Raw genomic sequence first — 20,658 nt, forward strand, 5'->3', positions numbered from 1 at the left:
CGTGCATGACACCATGGTCAAGACATCAATCATCCATGGAGACACTCATGACGGACCCCGGGACCGGAACGACGGAAACCCAGGACAGCGTTCCGATAGACGGGCGGGACGCGGCGGCGCCGCCCGCCGCGTCCCGCCGTACCAGCCTGCTCGTCACCCTCATCCTCGGCGGCCTGACCGCGGTGCCGCCGCTCTCCATGGACATGTACCTCCCGGCGCTGCCGGAGGTCACCGAGGTCCTGCACAGCCCGGCCGCGACCGTCCAGCTCACCCTGACCACCTGCCTCGCGGGCATGGCCCTGGGGCAGATGGTGGTCGGCCCGATGAGCGACAAGTGGGGGCGCCGCCGCCCGCTGCTCGTCGGCATGCTCGTCTACATCGTCGCCACCGCGCTGTGCGCCCTGGCCACCAACGCCGAACTGCTCATCGCCTTCCGCCTGCTCCAGGGCCTGGCGGGCGCGGCCGGCATCGTCATCGCACGGGCCGTCGTCCGCGACCTGTACGACGGCGTGGCGATGGCCCGCTTCTTCTCCACCCTGATGCTCATCTCCGGCGTCGCGCCCGTCGTGGCGCCGCTGATCGGCGGGCAGATCCTGCGGATCACCGACTGGCGCGGCGTCTTCGTTGTCCTGACCGTGGTCGGCGTGCTGCTCACGCTGCTGGTCTGGCGCCGGCTGCACGAGACCCTGCCGCCCGCGAAGCGGCACTCCGGCGGCCTCGGCGAGGCGCTGCGCACCATGCGCTCCCTCCTCGCCGACCGGGCCTTCTCCGGCTACCTGATCGTCGGCGCGTTCGCCTTCGCCGCGCTGTTCGCGTACATCTCCGCCTCCCCGTTCGTGATCCAGGAGATCTACGGCGCCTCCCCGCAGACCTTCAGCCTGCTGTTCGGCGTCAACTCCGTCGGCCTGGTCCTGGTCGGCCAGATCAACGGCAAGGTGCTGGTCGGCCGGGTCAGCCTGGACGTGGTGCTGGGCATCGGCCTGGGCCTGATCACGGCCGCCGCGACGGCGCTGCTGCTGATGGCGGGCGGCGTCTTCGGCGAGGTCGGGCTGTGGCCGATGGCCGCCGGGCTGTTCGTCCTGATGTCCGCGATGGGCCTGGTCATGCCGTCGGCCAACACCAAGGCGCTGCTGCGCTCCGGCCACGCGGCGGGCTCCGCCTCCGCGCTGCTGGGCACCTCCACCTTCCTCCTGGGGTCCGTCGCCTCGCCGCTGGTCGGCATCGCGGGCGAGCACACCGCCGTGCCGATGGCCGTCGTCCAGCTCTCCTGCGGCGTACTGGCGCTGCTGAGCTTCCTGGGAATGTGCCGCCCGTGGCAGCGTAGGGAGGAGACCGCCAACGGGACCGGCGAGAGGACCAAGCTCTGAAAGCGACGGGACTGCGCCACGGCACCCCCGCCCGCGCGGGACTCGACCCCGCCTGGACGCACCGCCTCGTACGGGGGGTGCGGGAGGCGACCGAGGGGCCGGATCCCTGGTGCGCGGGCGCGGTGGTGCTGGCCGGGCGCGGCCCGGTCGTCGCCGTCGAGGAGGCGGCGGGCTGGGCGCTGCGCTACGCGGGCTACGACCCGGAGCGCGACCGGGGCGTGGAGCTGCCCCGGGACCGCTGGGAGCCGGTGCGCGTCGGCACCGTCTTCGACCTGGCCTCGCTGACCAAGCTGTGCACCGCGATCGTGGCCGTGCAGCAGGCCGAGCGGGGCCGCCTGGACCTGGCCGCCGAGGCGGGCCGGTGGCTGCCGGGCTTCGCCGCCGGGATCACCGTCCGCCGCCTGCTCACCCACACCTCGGGCCTGCGCCCGGAACTGCCCTTCTACGAGCGGCGCGGGCGCGCGGCCCAGCTGGCCCTGCTGTGGGAGGAGGCCGCCGCGCCCGCCGCGCCGCCCGGCGGCCCGTACCGCTACTCCGACCTCAACCTCATCGCCCTCCAGCTGATCCTCGAACGGCTCACCGGGCAGCGGCTGGACGCCCTGGTGGCCGAGGGGATCACCGGCCCGCTGGGCATGACCAGCACCTCGTACGGGCCGCTGGCCCCGGCGGGCGTGGCGGCGACCGAGGACCAGCGGCGGCCGTGGGCGAAGGCGGACCGCGGCATGGTGCGCGGCGCGGTGCACGACGAGAACGCGTGGGCGCTCGGCGGCGTCGCCGGTCACGCGGGCCTCTTCTCCACGGCGCAGGACCTGGCGGTGCTGTGCCGGACGCTGCTGAGCGGCGGCGCGTACGGGAAGACCCGCATCCTCGGCGCGGAGTCGGTGGCGCTGCTGCTGGACCCGCCGGGACTGGGCTTCGGCGTGGACCAGCCGTGGTTCATGGGCGAGCTGGCGGGGCGCGGCGCGGCCGGGCACACCGGGTTCACCGGGACGAGCCTGGTGCTGGACCGGGCGACCGACACGTTCCTGGTGCTGCTGGCCAACACGGTGCACCCGCGGCGGCGCCCGGCGGACAGCGCGCCGCGGGCGGCGGCCGCGACCCGGCTGGCGCGGGCGGTACGGGCGGGCAGCCGGGCGTTCGGCTGAAGGCGTACGGGCTTCGGGCGGGCAGCCGGGCGTTCGGCTGAGGCCGTACGGCTTCGGGCAGGCAGGGCAGCGGCGTACGGCTCCGGGCAACGGCGTACGGGCGCCGCGGCACGCCTGTCACACCCGCCCCGTAAAATTGCCGGAATGCACGACGAACTGCGCGCCGCACTGGCCGGCCTGCTCGACGGCCTGCCGCCCACGCAGGCCGCGCGGGCCGTCGACCGGCTGATCGCCAACTACCGCGGCCGGACCCCGACCGACGCCCCGGTGCTCCGCGACCGCGCGGACGTCGCCGCGTACGCCGCCTACCGGATGCCCGCGACCTTCGAGGCCGTGCGGCACGCCCTGGACGCCTTCGCGGCGCGGCTGCCGGAGTGGTCGCCCGCCACCCATGTGGACATCGGCGGCGGCACCGGCGCCGCGAGCTGGGCGGTGGCGGCCACCTGGACCGGCCACCGCACGACCGTCTACGACTGGGCCGAACCGGCCCTGGACCTGGGCCGCGAGCTGGCCGCCGGCGTGCTGCCGGAGACCGACTGGCAGCGCCGGGTCATCGGCGCGGGCATGACCGTCCCCGAGGGCACGGACCTGGTCACCGTCTCGTACGTGCTCGGCGAGCTGCGCCCGGAGGACCGCCGGGCCGTCGTCGCCGCGGCGGCCGGGGCGCGGGCCGTCGTGCTGGTCGAACCCGGCACCCCGGACGGCTATCTGCGCATCCGCGAGGCGCGCGAGCAGCTCACGGACGCCGGGCTGCGCGTCGTCGCGCCGTGCCCGCACAGCGGCGCGTGCCCGATCGTGCCGGGAGAGGACTGGTGCCACATGTCCGCGCGGGTGGCGCGCTCCTCGCTGCACCGGCAGGTCAAGGGCGGTTCGCTGCCGTACGAGGACGAGAAGTTCAGCTACGTCGCGGCGATCCGGCCGGAGGTGGCCGACGAGCACGGTGCCGGTACCGCCCCGGCCCGTGTCGTCCGCAAGCCCCAGCTCCGCAAGGGACAGGTCCTGCTGGACCTCTGTACGGAGCAGGGGCTGCGGCGCGACACGGTCACCAAGCGGCACGGCGAGCGCTACAGGGCCGCCCGCGACGCCGGGTGGGGCGACGCCTGGGAGCCGGCCGGCTGACGCCTACGCGGGCGCGGGCCGCAGCTCCTGCGTGCAGCACTTCACGCTGCCGCCGCCCTTGAGCAGCTCGGTCAGGTCCATGCCGACCGGCTCGTACCCGCGCTCCCGCAGCGGCTCGAACAGCCCCACCGCGGCCTGCGGGAGCAGGACGTGCCGGCCGTCGCTGACCGCGTTCAGCCCGAACGCCTCCGCGTCCGCCCGCGAGGCGATCAGCGCGTCCGGGAACAGCCGGGCCAGCACCGCCCGGCTGCCCGCGGAGAAGGCGCCCGGGTAGTACATGACCTCGGAGTCGGTCGCGTCGTCCAGCACGCACAACGCCGTGTCGAGGTGGTAGTAGCGCGGGTCGACGAGGTCCAGGCCGATCACCGGGCGGCCGAAGTACTCCTGCGCCTCGGCGTGCGAGAGCGGGCTGCTGCGGAAGCCGCGTCCGGCCAGCAGCCAGGAGGCGGTGACCGCGAAGTCGCCCTCCGCCTCGTTGACGTTCTCCGGCTCGCGGACCTCGGTGAAGCCGTGGTCCCGGAACCACGCGGCGTGCACGGCGGCCTCGCCGCGCCGCTCCTCGAAGGCGAACCGCGCGCCGAGCACCCGGCCGTCCACGACGGTGGCCCCGTTGGCCGCGAAGACCATGTCCGGCAGGTCGGGGCGGGGCCGCAGCTCCTCCACGGTGTGGCCGAGCGCGCGGTAGCGGTCGCGCAGCACCTCCCACTGGGCGAGCGCCAGCGGCAGGTCGACCGGTTTGTCCGGGTCCATCCAGGGGTTGATGGAGTAGCTGACCCGGAAGTGGGTCGGCGGGCACATCAGGTAGCGCCGGGGACGGGCGCTGCGCCGGGGTGTACGCAAGGAAGGCTCCTCACGGTGGACGGGACGCGGGATGCGCACGGGACACGTACGCGCTCAAATCGTCCACCGGGAGGAGCCGTTCCGCAGTGATCCGTTCGGGTGGTTTTCACCCCTGACGGGTTTGCCCGTCGCCGCGCTGCTCCTGGAGTCTGCGCAGCAGGGCGCGCCGCTGTGCCATCGGATCCGTGCCGCCGCCGACACCGCCGCCGCCCCGGCCGCCGCGCAGCGCGCCCCGGGAGAGCTTGCTGCGGGTGCCGCCGACGCCGAGCATCCCGCCCGCGTTTCCCTTGCTCATGGTCCGTCTCCTTCGTCTGTCGCGTCCTCCGATTGACGAGACGTATCGTCTCGCTCGATAGCGAGTATTGGTGAGACGCCGCGTCTTGTCAAGACGATACGTCTCGCCTCATGCGTCGGTAGGCTTGCCCCATGGCCAACAAGACAGCGCCCGACTCCACGCGCCGCAGCGAACGCTCGCGCCGCGCCATCTACGACGCGGCCCTCGACCTCGTCGGCGAGGTCGGCTTCGACAAGCTGACGATCGAGGGCATCGCGGCCCGCGCCGGAGTCGGCAAGCAGACGATCTACCGCTGGTGGCCCTCGAAGGCCGCGGTCCTGCTGGACGCCTTCACCCAGGTCGTCGAGGGGTACGAGGCCGGGCTGCCGGACACCGGCGACCTCGCCGCCGACCTCAAGTTCGTGCTGCGGGCCACCGCCGACGAGTTCAACGACCAGAAGTGGCAGGCCCCCTACCGCGCCCTCGCGGCGGCCGGCGCGAACGACGCGGAGCTGTCGGCCCCCTTCGTCGAGCGCCTGCTGGAGCCCGGCACCCAGGTCTACGTGAACCGGCTGCGGGCCGCCCAGGAGAGGGGCGAGATCGGGCCGGACGTGGACGTGCGGGTGGCGGCCGAGATGCTGCTGGGGCCCTTCACGCAGCGCTGGCTGATGCGGACCGGTGAGCTGACGCACGCGTACGTGGACACGCTGGTCGACCTGGTCCTCTCCGGGCTGCGGCCCCGTACCTGACACCGCGCCCCCGCGTCCCGCGGGCGGGGAGCCCGGCGCACCCGGATGACCGGCACACCCGTATGAGGGGCGGGGGTACCGCGGGGGGAGCGGAAGGTAAAGGAAGATGAACGAATCAGGGTGGAAACCGGACGGAATGGGGGCATTTGCCGGTTCTTCGGCCACCCCGGATCGGTACTCCGGTCACCCGAGGAGGAGGATGGTGGCAGCATTGATCCCAGACCACCGCTCGAAGTGAGGGGATAGATGGAACGCAAGAGCAGGTTCTCCCAGTGGCTTCGCCGGCCGAGGAGCGGTTCGGACGGCGGCGATACGGACACGGGATCAGCGGCGCAGAGCCGCGAGGACCTGCTGCTGGCGGTCGCCGACGCGGGTTTCCCGCTCGCCCCGGCGGCCCACCCCTCCGGCTACGGCTGTTCCTGCGAGCGCATCGGCTGCCCCACGCCCGGCCGGCACCCCGTCTCCTTCGGCTGGCAGACCGTCGCCAGCACCGACCGGGAGAAGGTCGCCGGCTGGGCGCGCGCGTATCCGCAGGCCAACTTCATCACCGCCACCGGCATCGCCCACGACGTGCTGGACGTCCCCGCCGAAGCGGGCCGCAGCGCGCTGGAGCGCCTGGAGGCGGCCGGTGTCGAGGTCGGCCCGGTCGCGCTGAGCGGCGCGGCGTACGGCGAGGGCCGGATGCTGTTCTTCACCGCCACCCGCGGCACCCCGGACGACGAGGACGAGTGGTGGCCCTGCGAGCTGGACTGCCATCCGGAGACCATGGACGAGCATCCGGGCCTGCGCTGGCACTGCCGCGGCAGCTATGTCCTCCTGCCGCCCTCCCGGCTGCCCGGCGACCAGCCCGCGGTGTCCTGGCTGCGCGGCCCCGAGCGGCCGGTGCCCGACCCGCTGACCCTGCTGGAAACGCTCACCGACGCCTGCGCCGAGTACGCCGACCAGCACGACCACGACCACGAAGCGGCGGCCTGGCCCATCGGCCGCTGACCGGGCGGCACCGCCGTGTGCCGCCCGCTACAGCGACTTGGCGGACGTCTTCGCCTCCAGCCGGTGGAGGAAGGCGACCTTCTCGGAGGCGCCCGCGGCCGGGACCTTCACGACCTGTTGCGACAGGGTCGTGAAGGTCATCCGGTCGGACTCCTTCGCCGGACCGTCCATGATCCCCTTGATCTCCGGGGGAATGCTGATCCGCGACCCCTCGGAGACGGTCTTCTGCTGGTGGTAGTACGTCGAGAAGAAGACCAGCGCCCCGCCGTCCTTGGTGCGCAGCGCGACCGGCGCGTAATCGGACGGCTGGTCCTCGTACTGGATGCGGGAACCCGGCTGCCGGCCCTGCTGCTCGCGCAGCTTCCGCCACTGGTCGGTGGCCGGACCCGGCGCGAAGACCTCGCCCTTGCCGGTGTTCAGGTACGTCGCGTACGCCTTGCCCAGCTCACCCGGGGCGACCTTCAGCCCGGAGTCCTTGGCGTCGGCCGGCACCGCCTCGGCATAGCCGTCCGGGTCCGTCTTGAACTGCGGGATCTGGTTGTCGGCCAGCGCCGAGAGGTAGCTCGCCTTCCACTTGGCGCCCACCGCGTCGCGGGTGAAAACCAGGAACCACCGCGCGTTGTTGCGGTTGCTGACCGCGTCCGCGAGGAAGAACTTCGGCCAGCCCGCCTGCTTGGGCACGGTGAAGTGCGGGCTGGTCAGCGTCAGGCGCGGGAACTTCGGGTTGCCCCGCGGGCTGACCGCCTGCCCCGACTTGGTGAGCGCCTGGTCGACGGCGAGCAGCGACTCCGTCTCGTAGGTCGGGTTCACCTTCGGGTCCAGCTTGGTGTTCGACGCGTTGAACCCGTCGACGAACTGCTTGAGGGCCGTGGTGGCCTCAGCCTTCGACACCGCCGGCAGCATCTCCCGCTCGCCGTGCACGGTCATGCACCCGCTCAGCGTCAGCAGCGCCGCGCTCGCGGCGGTCAGCGCTACGGGTACCCGGAACGGCGACCTGCGTGTCATGGGGCTCGGGCTCCTTCGGGGCGACCGGGGCCGGGGCGGTCTGCGCGGCCGCCGGGGTGGCACGATTCGGCGCAACCCTACCGGGGGCGAGGAACAGGGCCAGCGTGGGGACCAGATACAGCGCCCACACCGTGACCTGGAGGACGGTCGGGTCGGGCTGGAAGTTGAAGACGCCCTTGAGGAGCGTGCCGTACCAGCTGTCCGCCTCGTAGGCGTCGCCCAGGTCGAACGCCTTCGTGGACAGGCCCGGCAGCAGTCCCGCCTCCTGGAGGTCGTGGCAGCCGTACGCCAGCACGCCCGCGGCGACCACCACGAGCATGCCGCCGGTCCAGGTGAAGAACTTCGCCAGGTTGATGCGGACGGCGCCGCGGTAGAACAGCCAGCCCAGAGCCACCGCCGTCAGGAGCCCCAGCAGGGCGCCGGCCAGCGGGCGCCAGCCGTCGTCCGCGCTGCTCGCCGCCGCCCAGATGAACAGCGCGGTCTCCAGGCCCTCGCGCCCCACCGCCAGGAAGGCGGTGACCACCAGCGCCGCCGTGCCCATCGCGAGCGCCGCGTCCAGCTTGCCGTGCAGTTCCTTCTTCAGGTGCCGCGCGGTCCGCCGCATCCAGAAGACCATCCACGTGACCAGGCCCACCGCGATGATCGACAGCGAGCCGCCGAGCGCCTCCTGCGCCTCGAACGTCAGCGTCTGCGAGCCGAACTGGAGCGCGGCGCCGAACGCCAGCGACAACAGCACGGCGATGCCCACGCCCAGCCACACCGGCCGCAGAGCCTCCCGCCTGCCGGTCTTGACCAGATAGGCGATCAGGATGCAGACGACCAGACTGGCTTCCAGGCCCTCGCGCAGGCCGATCAGGTAATTGCCGAACACGCCGGTCCCTTCCCTTTCCTCTCGGGTCCTCGCGGTGCCGCCGTCAGGCGAACAGCCCGCGCCCCCACCAGTCGTCGGCCCCGCCGACGCCCGGCGGGACCGCGAACAGCGCCGAACCCACGTGCTGGATGTATTCGTTGAGCGCGTCGTGGCGCGCCAGCCGCTGCTGGAGGGGGATGAAGCCCTGGCGTACGTCCCGCTGGTAGGCGAGGAAGAACAGGCCCGCGTCCAGCCGGCCCAGCCCGTCCGTGCCGTCGGTGAAGGAGTAGCCGCGGCGCAGGATGCGGATGCCGTCGTTGGAGTCCGGGTGCGCCAGGCGTACGTGGGAGGCGGGCGGCATCGACGGCAGGTGCGGCTCGTCGTGCTCGTGCTTGCGGCCCACCGCCGCGCCCTCGCCCTTGTCCCGCCCGAAGATCTCCTCCTGTTCCCGCAGCGAGGTGCGGTCCCAGGTCTCGATGTGCATCCGGATGCGGCGCGCCACCAGGTACGAGCCGCCGGCCATCCACGCGCCGCCGCCCTTCTCGTCCCGCGCGCCGACCCACACATGCCGCTCCAGGGCCTTGGCGTCGGTGCCCGCGATGTTCCGGGTGCCGTCCTTGAAGCCGAACATGTTGCGCGGGGTCTGCGCGTCGGGCGTCGTCGAGGAGGTCTTGCCGAAACCCAGCTGGGACCAGCGCACGGCGACCTTGCCGAAGCCGATCCGCGCCAGGTTGCGGATCGCGTGCACGGCGACCTGCGGATCGTCGGCACACGCCTGTACGCACAGGTCGCCGCCGCCGCGCGCCGGGTCGAGGTTGTCGCCGGGGAACCGCGGCAGGTCCACCAGCGCCGCGGGCCGCCGGTCCCGGATCCCGAAGCGGTCCTCGCCCCCGGCCCCGAACAGCGACGGGCCGATGCCGAAGGTGAGGGTGAGCCGGGACGGCGGCAGGCCCAGCGCCTCGCCGGTGTCGTCCGGGGGCGCCTCGGCGAGCGAGCCGATGGCGCCGGAGCCGATCTGGGCCCCGGCGGTCATCCGCGCGGCGGCCCGTGTCCACTCCTTCAGGAGGGTGATCAGCTCCGCCCGGTCGTCGGTCTTCACGTCGAACGCCGCGAAGTGCAGCCGGTCCTGTACCGCGGTGGCGATGCCGGCCTGGTGCGCGCCGTGGAAGGGCACGGCCTCGGCGGGCCGGGCGGCCGCCGCGGGCGCCGCGTCGCCCCCGGTGCGCAGCGCCGCCGCCGTACCGCCGGCCGCGACCGCGCCGAGCGCGAGCCCGGCACCGCCCCAGCCGAGCAGCGCGCGGCGCGAGGGGGTGCGGGGTGCCGAGGCACCGGCTTCCGGGGCCGCCGCGCCGTCCGTGCCGGTTTCCGCCGCCGGACCCGCCGCGCTCTCCGCGCTCTTCTTCGTTCCGCCGCCCGTCATGACGCTCTGCCTCCTACCGCGCTACTTGGCGGTCGCCACGGCGGCGGCCAGCTTCGACAACGGCTCGGCGAGCGCGTTGACGCCGTCGGACAGTTCCTTGCGCTCGTCCTTGCCGACGGTGTCGTACGCGGCGAAGCCGTCGGGGGAACCGCTGTCGCGGTGCCGGTCCAGCAGCGCGCGGATCGCCGCGAACTGCTTGTCCAGCTCCTTGGTGAGTTCCGGGCGGTTCTCGGCGGCGACCGGCTTCAGCAGCTCGTACGCCTTCTGCGCGCCCTCGACGTTGGCCTGGAAGTCGCTCAGGTCGGTGTGGCTGTAGCGCTCCTCCTCGCCGGTGACCTTGCCGGTGGCCACCTCGTCGAGGAGTTCCTTGGCGCCGTTGGCCATGCCGGTCGGGGTGATCTCGGCCTTGCCGACGCGCTTGCGCCAGTCCTCCAGGTCGGTGATCAGCCGGTCCGCCAGCTTCTTGTCGTCGGCGGTGATCTCCTTCTTCTCCCAGAGGGACTGCTCCAGCTTGTGCCAGCCGGTCCACTGCTGCCCGTCCTCCAGGCCGTCGGCGCGCACATCGACCTTGGGGTCGATGTCGCCGAACGACTCGGCGACCGGCTCGGTGCGCTCCCAGCCGGTGCGCGAGACGGCGTACGCCTTCTTCGCGGCCTCGATGTCCCCGGCCTTCACCGCGTCCGCGAACTTCCGCGCCTCGGGCAGCGTCCGGTCGGCCTGCTCCTGCACGTAGGTGCGGTACGCGGCCACCGCCTTGTCCAGCTTCGGGTCGCGGGCCGGCGCCGTGCCCTTGCCGGTCGCCGTCACCTTCTGCCGGATGCCGTCGCCCTTCATGCCGGGCTTGCAGGCGATCTCGTACGGGCCGGGGGCGATCTCGGCGACGATGTCCGCGCCGGTGCCGGGGCCGATGTTCTCCCGCTCGGTGACGATGCGGTCGCCGGGCGCGTAGACGTACACCTCGGTGACCTTGGTGCCCTTGTTCTTGACGGCGAGCCGCAGGTGCCCGGCGGGGAACTCCTTCTTCGACACCGCGCAGCCGTCGTCCGTCGCCGTCACCTGTACCGCGCCGTCCTGCGCGTCGTCGGCAGCGGCGTCGCTTTTCTGGGCGCAGCCGGAGACGGCGGCGAGGGCCGCGGCGACGGCGGCGGTGAGGGCGGCGGCAGAGCGGAGGGCTCGCATACGGGACTCCAGGCGTGCGGAGGAAGGGCGGTCGGCCACTAAGGACGCCCTAACTTATCTGAGGCTTACCTGAACAGTTCCCGTACTGCCCAGTGATCCCGCTCTCACCGGCCACGGACCTGTCACGGATGGTCGGCGGCATGGACACGGAAGGGCAATGTCCCGGCAAAGGTAAGGGTCATGGTTCGCGCACGGGCATGACCAGGGGTGTCCCGGTGCGCGGGTGGCCGATCACCTCGACCGGCTGCCGGTAGACCCGGCTCAGCAGCCCGGCCTCGAACGTCTCGGCGGGCGGCCCCTGGGCGGCGATCCGCCCGTCGTGCAGCAGGGCCGCCCGGTCCGCGTACGCCGCCGCCAGGCCCAGGTCGTGCAGGACCACCGCGACGGCGGCGCCCGCCGCGGCCCGCTCCCGGCACAGCCGCAGCACCAGTTCCTGGTGGCGCAGGTCCAGCGCGGCGGTCGGCTCGTCGAGCAGCAGCAGCGGGGCGCGCTGCGCCAGGACGCGCGCGAGCGCGACCCGCGCCCGCTCGCCGCCGGACAGCGCGGAGAACGGCCGCTCCGCGAAACCGGTCACCTCGGTCGCCGCCATCGCCTCCGCGACGGCCGCCTCGTCCTCGTCCTCGCGCTCCGTGCCGGACCAGGGCGCCCGGCCCATCCGTACGACCTCTTCCACCGTGAACGGGAAGGACAGTGCGGCGGACTGCGGCAGGACCGCCCGGCGCAGCGCCAGTTCGGGCGCGGTCCAGCCGGTGACCGGGCGGCCGTCGACACGGACCCCGCCGGTGGCGGCGGGCAGGTCGGCGGCGAGCGCGGCGAGGAGGGTGGACTTGCCCGCGCCGTTCGGCCCGACGAGCGCCAGCACCCGGCCCGCGGTGACCTTCAGGTCCACCCCGTCCAGGACGGTACGGGTGCCCAGCCGTACGCCCAGCCCGTCGGCCCGCGCGTACGCCGTACCCATGGGCACCGGCCCGGGGAGCGTGCGGGCGCGCCCCGCCGGCCACGTACCGAGCAGCGGAATCCGGCGGCGGCTCATGCCCAGCCCCCTTGCTTGCGACGGGTCCTGCGCAGCAGCCAGAAGAAGAACGGGCTGCCGAACAGGGCGGTCAGGACACCCAGCGGCAGTTCGGCGGGCTGGGCCGCCGTACGCGCGGCGAGGTCGGCGACGACCAGCACCAGCGCGCCGCCCAGGGCGCTGCCCGGGATCAGGAAGCGGTGCCCGGGACCGGCCGCCATCCGCAGCAGGTGCGGTACGAGCAGGCCGACGAAGGTGATGACGCCGGCCACCGCCACGGCCGCCGCGGTGAGCAGGGCGACGACCAGGATGAGCACGACGCGCAGCCGTTCCACGTCCACGCCGAGGTGCCGGGCCGGGCGTTCGCCGAGCGCCAGGAGATCCAGCTTGCGGGCGTAGAAGGGTGCGACGGCCAGCCCGGCGACGGCGCACGGCAGGACCGCCAGCACCTTGGGCCACACGGCCTGGGACAGCGAGCCGAGCTGCCAGAAGGTGATCTGCGAGAGCTGCGCGTTGTCGGCGAAGAAGAGGAACAGGCCGATCAGCGCGCCCGCGAAGGCGTTCACTGCGATACCGGTGAGGATGAGGGTGACGACCTCGGTGCGGCCGCCGGAGCGGGAGAGCGCGTAGACGATCAGTACGGTCAGCAGGCCGGTGGCGAACGCGCAGGCCGGGACCGTCCACGTACCGAGGAAGCCCAGCCCGAGCGCGAGGGCGCCGACCGCGCCCACCGCCGCGCCCGACGAGATGCCGATGACGCCCGGCTCGGCCAGCGGATTGCCGAACACGCCCTGCATGAGGGCGCCCGCGCAGCCGAGCGAGGAGCCGACGAGAAGTGCCAGGGCGACCCGCGGCAGCCGCACGTTCCACAGCACGCTCTCGCCCACCCGGTCCAGCTCCGCGCCGCCCAGGCCGAGATGGTGCAGGAGCGAGCCGAGGACGTCACCGAGCGGAATGCGGTACGCGCCGAGCCCGGCGGAGAGCAGACAGCCCGCGAGGAGGGCGACGGCGAGGGCGGTGGTGAGGAGGGCGGTGCGGGAGCGGGGGCGGCGGGGGCGGTCGCCGGTGGTTTCCGGGCGGGGCGCGGTGACGGCCGTCGCGTCCGTACGGGGAGGCGTCGTCATCTCACTTCCCCTCGACGTGGATCTGCTGGGCCAGGGAGCGCAGGACCGTGTCCGTGCGCGGCCCGAAGTTGAGCAGCACGCCGTCGTCGACGGAGGCCACCCGCCGGTCCATGCCGGCCGGGGTCTGCGCCACGCCGGGGATCTTCACCAGTCCGTCGATTCCGCCGACGGACTCCAGGCCCTTGCGCATCACCAGGATCACGTCCGGCGCGGCCTTCGCCAGCGCCTCGCTCGTGATCGGTGTGAAGTCCTTCTCCAGGCCGGACTCCTTGCCCGCGTCCACGCCGCCCGCCGCCTCGATCAGCGAGTCGGCCCCGGACCCGGCGCCGCCGATGAGGTAGACGGAGGCCGAGCCGCGCAGGTAGAGGAAGGCCACCCGGGGCCGGCCGGCCGCCGCGCCGCCGTGCGGAACACCCTTCCGGACGGCCTCGATCCGCTGGTCGGTACGCGCCCTGAGCGCGTCGCCCGCCTTCCGTACACCGAGGGCCGCCGCCACCGCGTCGATACGGGTGTCCACATCGGCCAGCCGCTTCGCGGCCCGGAACGTGATGACCGGGACACCGGCCTCCCGGATCTGGCCGATGGCCTCCGCCGGTCCCGTGGAGGTGTCCGCCAGCACCACGTCCGGCTTGAGCGACAGCACGTTCTCCGCCGACACGTCGTGCGCGCGGGTCACCACGGGCAGCGGCTTCGCCTGGTCGAAGGTGGCGGTGATGTCGCGCGCGACGACCCGGCCGCCGAGCCCGAGGGAGAAGACGATCTCCGAGAGGGAGCCGGTCAGCGGCACGATCCGGTCTGCCTTGCGGACCGTCACGTCGCGGCCGTCGGCGGACCGTACGGTCGCGGGCAGCTCGGGCCGGGGCGCGGGGCCGGACAGCGGCTCGACGCGGTCGGCGGCGGGTGCGGTGGCGGGCCGGTCCGGGGGAGCGGTGGCGTTCGTGCCGCCGCCGCAGCCGGTGAGGGCGAGGGCGAGGGCGAGGGTGGCGGCGAGGGCCGCGGCGGGGTGTGGCAGGCGTCGGCCGACCGGTTGCCGGGTGGGGCGCGGGCGGACCGGTTGCCGGGTGGGGCGTCGGAGGACCGCACCTCGGGCAAGGCGTCGGCGGACCGGCCCCCGGATGGTTGCTGTCACTGTCCCGCCTTTCCGTGTACGCCAGTTGGCCCGGGGCCGGTGGTGCCGCGGAGGCTCGGGGCGCTCCCGGGGTTCCGTATTCGGCCACGCTTACCTTAGGTTAGCCTTACCTTATTCGCTAGCCCTGGAGGGGTGCCCGATGCTGCCGTTCAGACCGGCCAGCGGCCGTGTGCACGGCCGTGCCCGCGTGCTCGCCGCCGCCTTCCTGGTGGCGCTGCTGGGCGCGCTGCTCCCCGCGCTGCCCGCGAGCCCCGCGCAGGCGGCGGCCCGTACGGTGGCGGGCGGACGGCTGGACTGGGGCATCAAATCCTCCTTCCAGTCCTACGTCACCGGGCCCATCGCCCACGGGAGTTGGAGCCTGACCGGCGGCGCCGCCACGGTCGGCGACAGCCGGTTCCGGTTCCACTCCGCGACGGGAAGCTACGACCCGGACAGCGGCGCCCTGACGGCGGGCTTCTCCGGCGGCGTCCACTTCACCGGCCACCGCAAGCCGGACGGCTCGTACGAACTGGACCTGACCATCAGCCGCCCCCAGGTCGCCGTCGCCGACGGCCGCGGCACCCTCTTCGCCGACATGACCAGCAAGGAGAAGGGCACCGGCCGCGTCACCACGGCCGCCCGGGTGCCGCTGGCCACCCTCGGACTCGGCGGTCTCGACACCCGGGGCGGCGCCACGCCCATCGCGCTCACCAACGTCCCGGCGAAGCTGACCGCGCAGGGCGCGCGGGCCTTCGCGGGGTACTACACGGAGGGCACGCAGCTCGATCCGGTGAGCTTGTCGGCGGACGTACGGGCCGGGGCGACCGGTGCCGGGCCGGGCCCGACGCCCTCCCCGTCCGAGGGCGGCGATGACGGCACCACGGACAACGCGGACAGCACGGACGCGCCGCGCGGGACCTTCACCAACGCCGCCGTCGACTGGGGCGTGCGCCGCACCTTCCGCGAGTACGTCACCGGCGGTATCGCCAAGGGCGCGTGGCACCTGACCGACGGCGCCCAGGACGGCGGCGCGCTGTTCCGCTTCCCGCGCGGCAAGGGCACGTACGACGCCGAAAAGGGCACGCTGAACGCGGACTTCGCCGGGACCCTCCGCTTCACCGGCAAGGACCTGGACCTGACCCTGACCGCCGTCTCGGTCGAGGTGAAGGACGGCCGCGGCACCCTGGCCGCCGATGTCACCAGCGGCGGTACGCGTACCGGGCACACCCCGCTGGCCACCTTCGACGCGAAGCGGCTGGCCCCGGAGAAGGGCCTGATCACCCTCACCGAGGTACCGGCGAAGCTCACCGCCGACGGCGCGAAGGCGTTCGGCGGCATGTACAGCGCGGGCACCGACATGGACCCCGTCTCGCTCGCCGTGGCCGTCGACAAGAAGGCCGCGCTCCCCGCCCTTCCCGACCTCGGTACCGACCCGAAGGCCGCCGCCGGGGACGGGAAGCGGGCGGACCGGGCCCCGGCCGCCGCACCGGCCGCGGACTCCTCCCCGGTCTCCGCCCGCACCGTCATCCTCCTCGTCGCGGCCGGCGTGCTGCTCGTCGCCGTCGCCGCGTTCCTCGTCCTGCGCGCCCGCCGCCGTACGGCATCCACGGCACCCCCGCGGGACTGACCCCGCCCGGCCCCACCGCACCCCCACCGCACCCCACCCAAGGAGAGCCACCGACCATGGCCGTCATACGCCGCCCGCTCGCCCTCGCGGCCGCCATCGCCACCGCCGCCACCACCGCGGCCCTGTGCCTGCCGTCCACCGCCACGGCCGCCCCCGCGGCCGGCGGGGCGGCACCGAAACTGGAGCTGAAGAACGGCACGCTCGACTGGGGCGTCAAGGAGTCCTTCCGCAAGTACGTCAAGGGCATGGCGCTCGGCGACATCACCACCGCCGACGGCGCCCGGCAGGCCCCGGGCAACGGCCCGTTCACCTTCACGGGCGGCACCGGCACGTACGACATGAGCACCCACGCCGTCGCCACCACCTTCAAGGGCAGCGTCCGCTTCACCTCGAAGGCGCACGGTTTCGACATCGAGCTGGCGGACCTCAAGGTGACGACCGAGGGGAAGACCGGGACCATCACCGCGGATGTCACGGCGGCGGGGAAGACCCAGGACGACGTGGCGCTGGCCTCGCTCGACCTGTCGGGCGTACGGCCGGGCAGCGGCGCGGGCGGAGCGATGACGTTCGCGAAGATCCCGGCCGCACTGACCGCCAAGGGCGCCGAGGCGTTCAACGGCATGTACAAGGAGGGGCAGGAACTCGACCCGGCCACGCTGACGGTGACGGCGGGGAACGCTCAGGGGAAGCCGAAGCCTGCCGAGGGCGGGCAGGACGGCAGGGCGGGTGACAAGGGCGACGACAAGGGAGGTGACAAGGGCGGCGAGTCCGGGGCGCACCAGGGCCGGGAAGCCGGTACCGGCACCGGCACCGGTACCGATGCCGGTGCCGACACCGGCAAAAAGCGGCCGGAAGGCCCGTCCTCCTCGGCTTCCTCGGCGTCCTCGTCCTCTTCGTCCGCCCCGACCGGGACCGCCGCCTCCGACAAGATCGTCGACGGCACCCTCGACTGGGGCGTCAAGAAGTCCTTCCGCGACTACGTGACCGGCCCCATCGCGCACGGCAAGGCCGAACTCGCGGGCGGCGCCGTCACCTCCGCCGCCGGTTACCGCTTCCCGAAGGGCCACGGCACGTTCGACGGCGCCAAGTCGGCCCTCGCGGCGGAGTTCAACGGCTCGGTCCGCTTCACGGGCCACGAGGGCGCGCTCGACCTGAAGTTCAGCAACCTCAAGGTCAAGGCCGCCGGCGGCAAGGGCACGCTGGTCGCGGACGTCTCGGCGAAGTCCCGCGCCACCGGCAAGGTCACCAACACCCCCGGCATGGCACTCGCCGACCTCAAGGTCCCGGCCGGCGCCCTCGTCGCCAAGAACGGTGTCGTCACCCTCAAGAACGTCCCGGCGACGCTGACCGCCGCCGGTTCCAAGGCGTTCGAGAGCATGTACAAGCCGGGCCAGGCCCTCGACCCGGTGACGGCCACCGTGTCCGTCGACCCGAACGCGCAGCTTCCGGCGAACGGAGCCGGCTCGGGCTCGGGTTCGGGTTCGGGTTCGCCCGACGCGTCCGGCAGCGGTACGGCCTCGTTCAGCAGCGGCAGCGCGAGCGCGGGCGGCGGCTCACTCGCGGCCACCGGCACCTCGGCGCCGACCGGCACACTGGCGGGCGTGGCCGCCGGCCTGATCGCGGCGGGCGGCGCAGCCACCTACGCCGTACGCCGCCGCGCCACCCGGTAAACCACCGGGCCCGCCCTTTCCGCGTACCCCACCCCCCCCACATTCCCCACCCCCCACCCCCTCCACCCCCCACATTCCCCGGGCCCCGCTTCCCCCTGGGGCCGCGCTCCCCACACCCCACCGGCGCGCCCCGGGCCCTGGGACCGGCCGTACCCGCCGCGCAATGCCTCCGCGCGGCGGGTACTCCGGCGTTCGGGGCCGCGTCCGGATGATCCGCGCACCCCGGTGGGCCGCCCCGGTCACGGGCACGATGGAATACAGCCATGACCCCGACCCGCCCGGTCCCCGACCTGCACGTAGTACGCGTCTTCTGCGGTCCCGACGGTCAGGGCGGCAACCCGTTGGGCGTCGTACGCGACGGAGCCGCCGTGCCGGACCAGGCCGCGCGCCAAGCGCTCGCCGCCGAACTCGGCTTCAGCGAGACGGTGTTCATCGATGACGCGGGCAGTGGGCGGCTCGACATCCACACGCCCGGCGTGCGTCTGCCCTTCGCCGGGCACCCCCTGGTCGGCACGGCGTGGCTGCTGCGGCGTCTGGGGCGGCCGGTGGACACGCTGCGCCCGCCGGCCGGTGCGGTGCCGGTCACGTACGACGGTGAGGACATGGTGTGGGTACGCGGTCGGCCGGAGTGGTCGGCCGGGCGCCGTACGGAGGAGTACGCGACGCCCGCGGACGTGGACGCGCTGGACGGGCCGCCGCCCGGCGAAGGCCCGCTCTACGTCTGGGCGTGGCGGGACCGGGCCGCGGGCACCGTGCGCGCCCGCTACTTCCCGCGCCGCGGCGACGGCATCGTGGAGGACGAGGCCACCGGCGCCGCGGCGCTCACCCTCAGCCACGAACTGGGCCGGGCCCTGGACATCCGCCAGGGCACCGGCTCCCGCATCCGCACCCGCCCGTACCCGGACGGGACGATCGCGCTGGGCGGCAGCGTACGGCCCGTACCACCGCGGCCCTGACGTAAGCGGCCGACGCGCTTACGCGCTCAGCGGGAACTCGTCGCCCAGCTCCCGGAACACCGCCGTGTTGAGCGCGAAGGCGCGCTTGCACTCGTCGACCACCCGCTGCTTCTCCAGGTCGTCCACCGGCAGCGCGTCGAGCAGCTGCCGGTATTCGCGCTTGAAGGCGGCGGGGTTGCCTATGCCTTCGAAGACGTAGAACCGCACGCCGTCGCCCTTGCGCGCGAAGCCCCAGGTCTTCTCGGCCGTGCCGCGGATGATCTGACCGCCGGAGAGGTCGCCCAGGTAGCGGGTGTAGTGGTGCGCGACGTACCCGGCGGGCCAGCGGCTCGCGCACTCGGTGATGCGCTCGGCGTACGCGGCGGTGGCCGGCAGGGGCGCCAGCCCCGTACGCCAGGACGGGCCGCCGAGGTGCGCCAGGTCGCGCTCCAGTTCCGCCGTGCGGGCCAGCTCGGGCTGGATGAACGGCCCGGCGACCGGGTCGTCGGCGAGCGCCTCGGAGGCGTCCTCCAGCGCGCGGTAGACGAACCACAGCTGCTCGGTGTAGCGCCGGTAGGCCGTGACGCCGAGTTTGCCGCTGAGCAGGTCGCCCATGAAGGACGAGTTCTCGGCCTCCGTGTGCTGCTCGTGCGACGCGGTGCGGATCAGCGTGGAGAACGGCACCGCTGCGGCGGACTGCGCGGACGGGGTCGAACTGGGCGCGGCCAAGACGGACCTCCGGGGACCGATGGGGTGCGTACGGGATCAGATTCTGGCTGGTTAGGCTTACCTAAGTCAACCTGTTTCCGACGGGCTGTCGGTAAAACTTCCCGACACCCTGTCGGTAAAACCCTACCGCTGATGATCCTCCCGCGCAGCGATACGGCAGCACTCAGGCCGGGACCCGTCGCACGGGTCCCGGCCTGAGGGGGCGGGGAAGTAGGGCGTGGGAGAAAGGCGTGGGCTACGGGAGCGTCAGGATCTCCGCGCCGGTCTCCGTGACGACCAGGGTGTGCTCGAACTGCGCGGTCCGCTTGCGGTCCTTCGTCACCACCGTCCAGCCGTCCTCCCACATGTCGTACTCGTGGGTGCCCAGCGTCAGCATCGGCTCGATGGTGAAGGTCATGCCGGGCTTGATGTCGGTGGTGTGGTGCGGGCTGTCGTAGTGCGGGACGATCAGGCCGGAGTGGAACGACGAGTTGATCCCGTGGCCGGTGAAGTCGCGGACCACCCCGTAGCCGAAGCGCTTGGCGTACGACTCGATGACCCGGCCGATGATGTTGATCTGGCGGCCCGGCTTGACCGCCTTGATCGCCCGGTTGAGGGCCTCGCGGGTCCGGTCCACCAGCAGCTTGGACTCCTCGTCCACGTCGCCGCACAGGTAGGTGGCGTTGTTGTCGCCGTGCACGCCGTTGATGTAGGCGGTCACGTCCAGGTTCACGATGTCGCCGTCCTTGAGGACGGTCGAGTCCGGGATGCCGTGGCAGATGACCTCGTTGACCGAGGAGCACAGCGACTTCGGGAAGCCGCGGTAGCCGAGGGTGGAGGGATAGGCGCCGTGATCGCACATGAACTCGTGGGCCACCCGGTCCAGTTCGTCGGTGGTCACGCCCGGCGCGATCAGCTTGGCGGCCTCCTCCATCGCCTGGGCGGCGATCCGCCCCGCGACACGCATCCGCTCGATCGTTTCCGCGTCCTGCACCTCCGGACCCGTATAGGGGGTGGGCGCGGGCTTGCCCACGTACTCGGGGCGCGGGATGGAGGCGGGGACGGGGCGGGTGGGGGAGATCTTCCCCGGGACAAGAAGCGACTGGCCAGACATGCCAGCGAGTGTATCGGCGGCCGGTCGGGCAGGATGGCGGCACAGGAGTCGCACACAGGAGGCCGCGATGGCGCTGTTCAAGAGGCGGACGGCCGGCAAACCCGGCGAATGGTACTACTGCCTCAAGCACGGAACGGTCGAGGAGGGCCCCGAGTGCCGCGCCGCCGACCGCTTCGGCCCGTACGCGACGCGCGAGGAGGCGGCCCACGCGATGGAGACCGCCCGCGAACGCAATCTTGAGTGGGAGACCGATCCGCGGTGGCATGAGAAGGGGACGGAGGGAGCGGAGGGGCCGGAGAGGTCGGCGTAGGGAAGGGCCGGAGAGGTCGGCGTAGGGAAGGGTTGGAGAGGCCGGCGTAGGAAGGCGTCGGCCCTGGGACGCCTCCGGCCCGCCCCGGGCCCGCCCCGGGCCGGGCGCGGCC

The 20,658-nt window shown here is 73.4% G+C and carries 20 protein-coding genes; 9 read left to right on the plus strand and 11 right to left on the minus strand.

Annotated elements, in window-relative coordinates; all coding sequences use genetic code 11:
- Positions 1-47: 47 nt before the first annotated feature.
- The 3 genes from CP973_RS09975 to CP973_RS09985 all read left to right on the plus strand — a co-directional run bounded on the left by CP973_RS09975 (position 48) and on the right by CP973_RS09985 (position 3,631).
- Positions 48-1,367 (plus strand): multidrug effflux MFS transporter, encoded by a 1,320-nt coding sequence (locus CP973_RS09975; RefSeq protein WP_150239424.1) that lies wholly within the window; start codon positions 48-50, stop codon positions 1,365-1,367.
- 11 nt (positions 1,368-1,378) lie between these two features.
- On the plus strand, positions 1,379-2,512 hold the full coding sequence (locus tag CP973_RS09980) for a serine hydrolase domain-containing protein (RefSeq protein WP_150239426.1): 1,134 nt from the start codon (positions 1,379-1,381) through the stop codon (positions 2,510-2,512).
- Positions 2,513-2,656: 144 nt separating this feature from the next.
- On the plus strand, positions 2,657-3,631 hold the full coding sequence (locus CP973_RS09985) for a small ribosomal subunit Rsm22 family protein (RefSeq protein ID WP_150239428.1): 975 nt from the start codon (positions 2,657-2,659) through the stop codon (positions 3,629-3,631).
- A 3-nt stretch (positions 3,632-3,634) separates the two neighbouring features.
- On the opposite strand, the gene ddaH is transcribed toward CP973_RS09985, so the two are convergent.
- A complete protein-coding gene (gene ddaH / locus CP973_RS09990; protein ID WP_341874804.1) occupies positions 3,635-4,471 on the minus strand; it encodes a dimethylargininase in 837 nt (278 codons plus the stop codon).
- A gap of 106 nt (positions 4,472-4,577) precedes the next feature.
- Positions 4,578-4,766 (minus strand): DUF6243 family protein, encoded by a 189-nt coding sequence (locus CP973_RS09995; protein ID WP_150239430.1) that lies wholly within the window; start codon positions 4,764-4,766, stop codon positions 4,578-4,580.
- Positions 4,767-4,897: 131 nt separating this feature from the next.
- Here CP973_RS09995 and CP973_RS10000 point away from each other — a divergent pair, with 131 nt between their 5' ends.
- Together CP973_RS10000 and CP973_RS10005 are read left to right on the plus strand one after the other, a co-directional pair.
- Positions 4,898-5,494 carry a TetR/AcrR family transcriptional regulator gene (locus CP973_RS10000; RefSeq protein WP_150239432.1) on the plus strand — a complete coding sequence of 199 codons (597 nt, stop codon included), beginning with the start codon at positions 4,898-4,900 and terminating at the stop codon, positions 5,492-5,494.
- Positions 5,495-5,740: 246 nt separating this feature from the next.
- Complete coding sequence (locus CP973_RS10005; protein WP_150239434.1) at positions 5,741-6,484, plus strand: bifunctional DNA primase/polymerase; 744 nt, start codon at positions 5,741-5,743, stop codon at positions 6,482-6,484.
- A 27-nt stretch (positions 6,485-6,511) separates the two neighbouring features.
- On the opposite strand, the gene CP973_RS10010 is transcribed toward CP973_RS10005, so the two are convergent.
- From CP973_RS10010 to CP973_RS10040, 7 genes are all read right to left on the minus strand, one after another.
- Positions 6,512-7,453, minus strand: coding sequence for an SCO2278 family lipoprotein (locus CP973_RS10010; protein ID WP_483025200.1), 942 nt, complete (start codon positions 7,451-7,453; stop codon positions 6,512-6,514).
- Positions 7,362-8,360, minus strand: a complete 999-nt coding sequence (gene efeU / locus CP973_RS10015; protein ID WP_150239436.1) for an iron uptake transporter permease EfeU — start codon at positions 8,358-8,360, stop codon at positions 7,362-7,364. Before efeU ends, CP973_RS10010 begins: the two co-directional genes overlap by 92 nt.
- A 43-nt stretch (positions 8,361-8,403) precedes the next feature.
- On the minus strand, positions 8,404-9,759 hold the full coding sequence (gene efeB, locus CP973_RS10020; RefSeq protein ID WP_150239439.1) for an iron uptake transporter deferrochelatase/peroxidase subunit: 1,356 nt from the start codon (positions 9,757-9,759) through the stop codon (positions 8,404-8,406).
- 21 nt (positions 9,760-9,780) lie between these two features.
- Entirely contained in the window at positions 9,781-10,938 is a 1,158-nt protein-coding gene (gene efeO / locus CP973_RS10025) for an iron uptake system protein EfeO (protein WP_150239442.1), read from the minus strand.
- Positions 10,939-11,116: 178 nt separating this feature from the next.
- Entirely contained in the window at positions 11,117-11,971 is an 855-nt protein-coding gene (locus CP973_RS10030; protein WP_167538308.1) for a heme ABC transporter ATP-binding protein, read from the minus strand.
- Positions 11,968-13,074, minus strand: a complete 1,107-nt coding sequence (locus CP973_RS10035) for a FecCD family ABC transporter permease (RefSeq protein ID WP_150239444.1) — start codon at positions 13,072-13,074, stop codon at positions 11,968-11,970. Before CP973_RS10035 ends, CP973_RS10030 begins: the two co-directional genes overlap by 4 nt.
- 1 nt (position 13,075) lies before the next feature.
- The gene (locus tag CP973_RS10040; protein ID WP_208853241.1) at positions 13,076-14,086 is read right to left on the minus strand and encodes a heme/hemin ABC transporter substrate-binding protein; all 1,011 of its coding nucleotides are present in this window, start codon (positions 14,084-14,086) and stop codon (positions 13,076-13,078) included.
- Between the two features lie 256 nt (positions 14,087-14,342).
- On the opposite strand from CP973_RS10040, the gene CP973_RS10045 reads away from it, so the two are divergent.
- From CP973_RS10045 to CP973_RS10055, 3 genes are all read left to right on the plus strand, one after another.
- Positions 14,343-15,809: an HtaA domain-containing protein gene (locus tag CP973_RS10045; RefSeq protein WP_150239448.1), complete on the plus strand. Its 1,467-nt coding sequence runs from the start codon at positions 14,343-14,345 to the stop codon at positions 15,807-15,809.
- 56 nt (positions 15,810-15,865) lie between these two features.
- The gene (locus tag CP973_RS10050; RefSeq protein ID WP_150239450.1) at positions 15,866-17,479 is read left to right on the plus strand and encodes an HtaA domain-containing protein; all 1,614 of its coding nucleotides are present in this window, start codon (positions 15,866-15,868) and stop codon (positions 17,477-17,479) included.
- Between the two features lie 263 nt (positions 17,480-17,742).
- Entirely contained in the window at positions 17,743-18,435 is a 693-nt protein-coding gene (locus CP973_RS10055; protein ID WP_150239452.1) for a PhzF family phenazine biosynthesis protein, read from the plus strand.
- A gap of 18 nt (positions 18,436-18,453) precedes the next feature.
- Here CP973_RS10055 and CP973_RS10060 read toward each other — a convergent pair whose 3' ends face one another.
- Both CP973_RS10060 and map read right to left on the minus strand, forming a co-directional pair.
- On the minus strand, positions 18,454-19,143 hold the full coding sequence (locus CP973_RS10060; protein ID WP_208853159.1) for a biliverdin-producing heme oxygenase: 690 nt from the start codon (positions 19,141-19,143) through the stop codon (positions 18,454-18,456).
- Between the two features lie 235 nt (positions 19,144-19,378).
- On the minus strand, positions 19,379-20,236 hold the full coding sequence (map, locus tag CP973_RS10065) for a type I methionyl aminopeptidase (RefSeq protein WP_150239454.1): 858 nt from the start codon (positions 20,234-20,236) through the stop codon (positions 19,379-19,381).
- 67 nt (positions 20,237-20,303) lie between these two features.
- On the opposite strand from map, the gene CP973_RS10070 reads away from it, so the two are divergent.
- On the plus strand, positions 20,304-20,546 hold the full coding sequence (locus CP973_RS10070; protein ID WP_150239455.1) for a hypothetical protein: 243 nt from the start codon (positions 20,304-20,306) through the stop codon (positions 20,544-20,546).
- The last annotated feature ends 112 nt before the right edge of the window (positions 20,547-20,658 follow it).

The sequence above is a fragment of the Streptomyces albofaciens JCM 4342 genome (assembly GCF_008634025.1).
GTDB lineage: Bacteria > Actinomycetota > Actinomycetes > Streptomycetales > Streptomycetaceae > Streptomyces > Streptomyces albofaciens.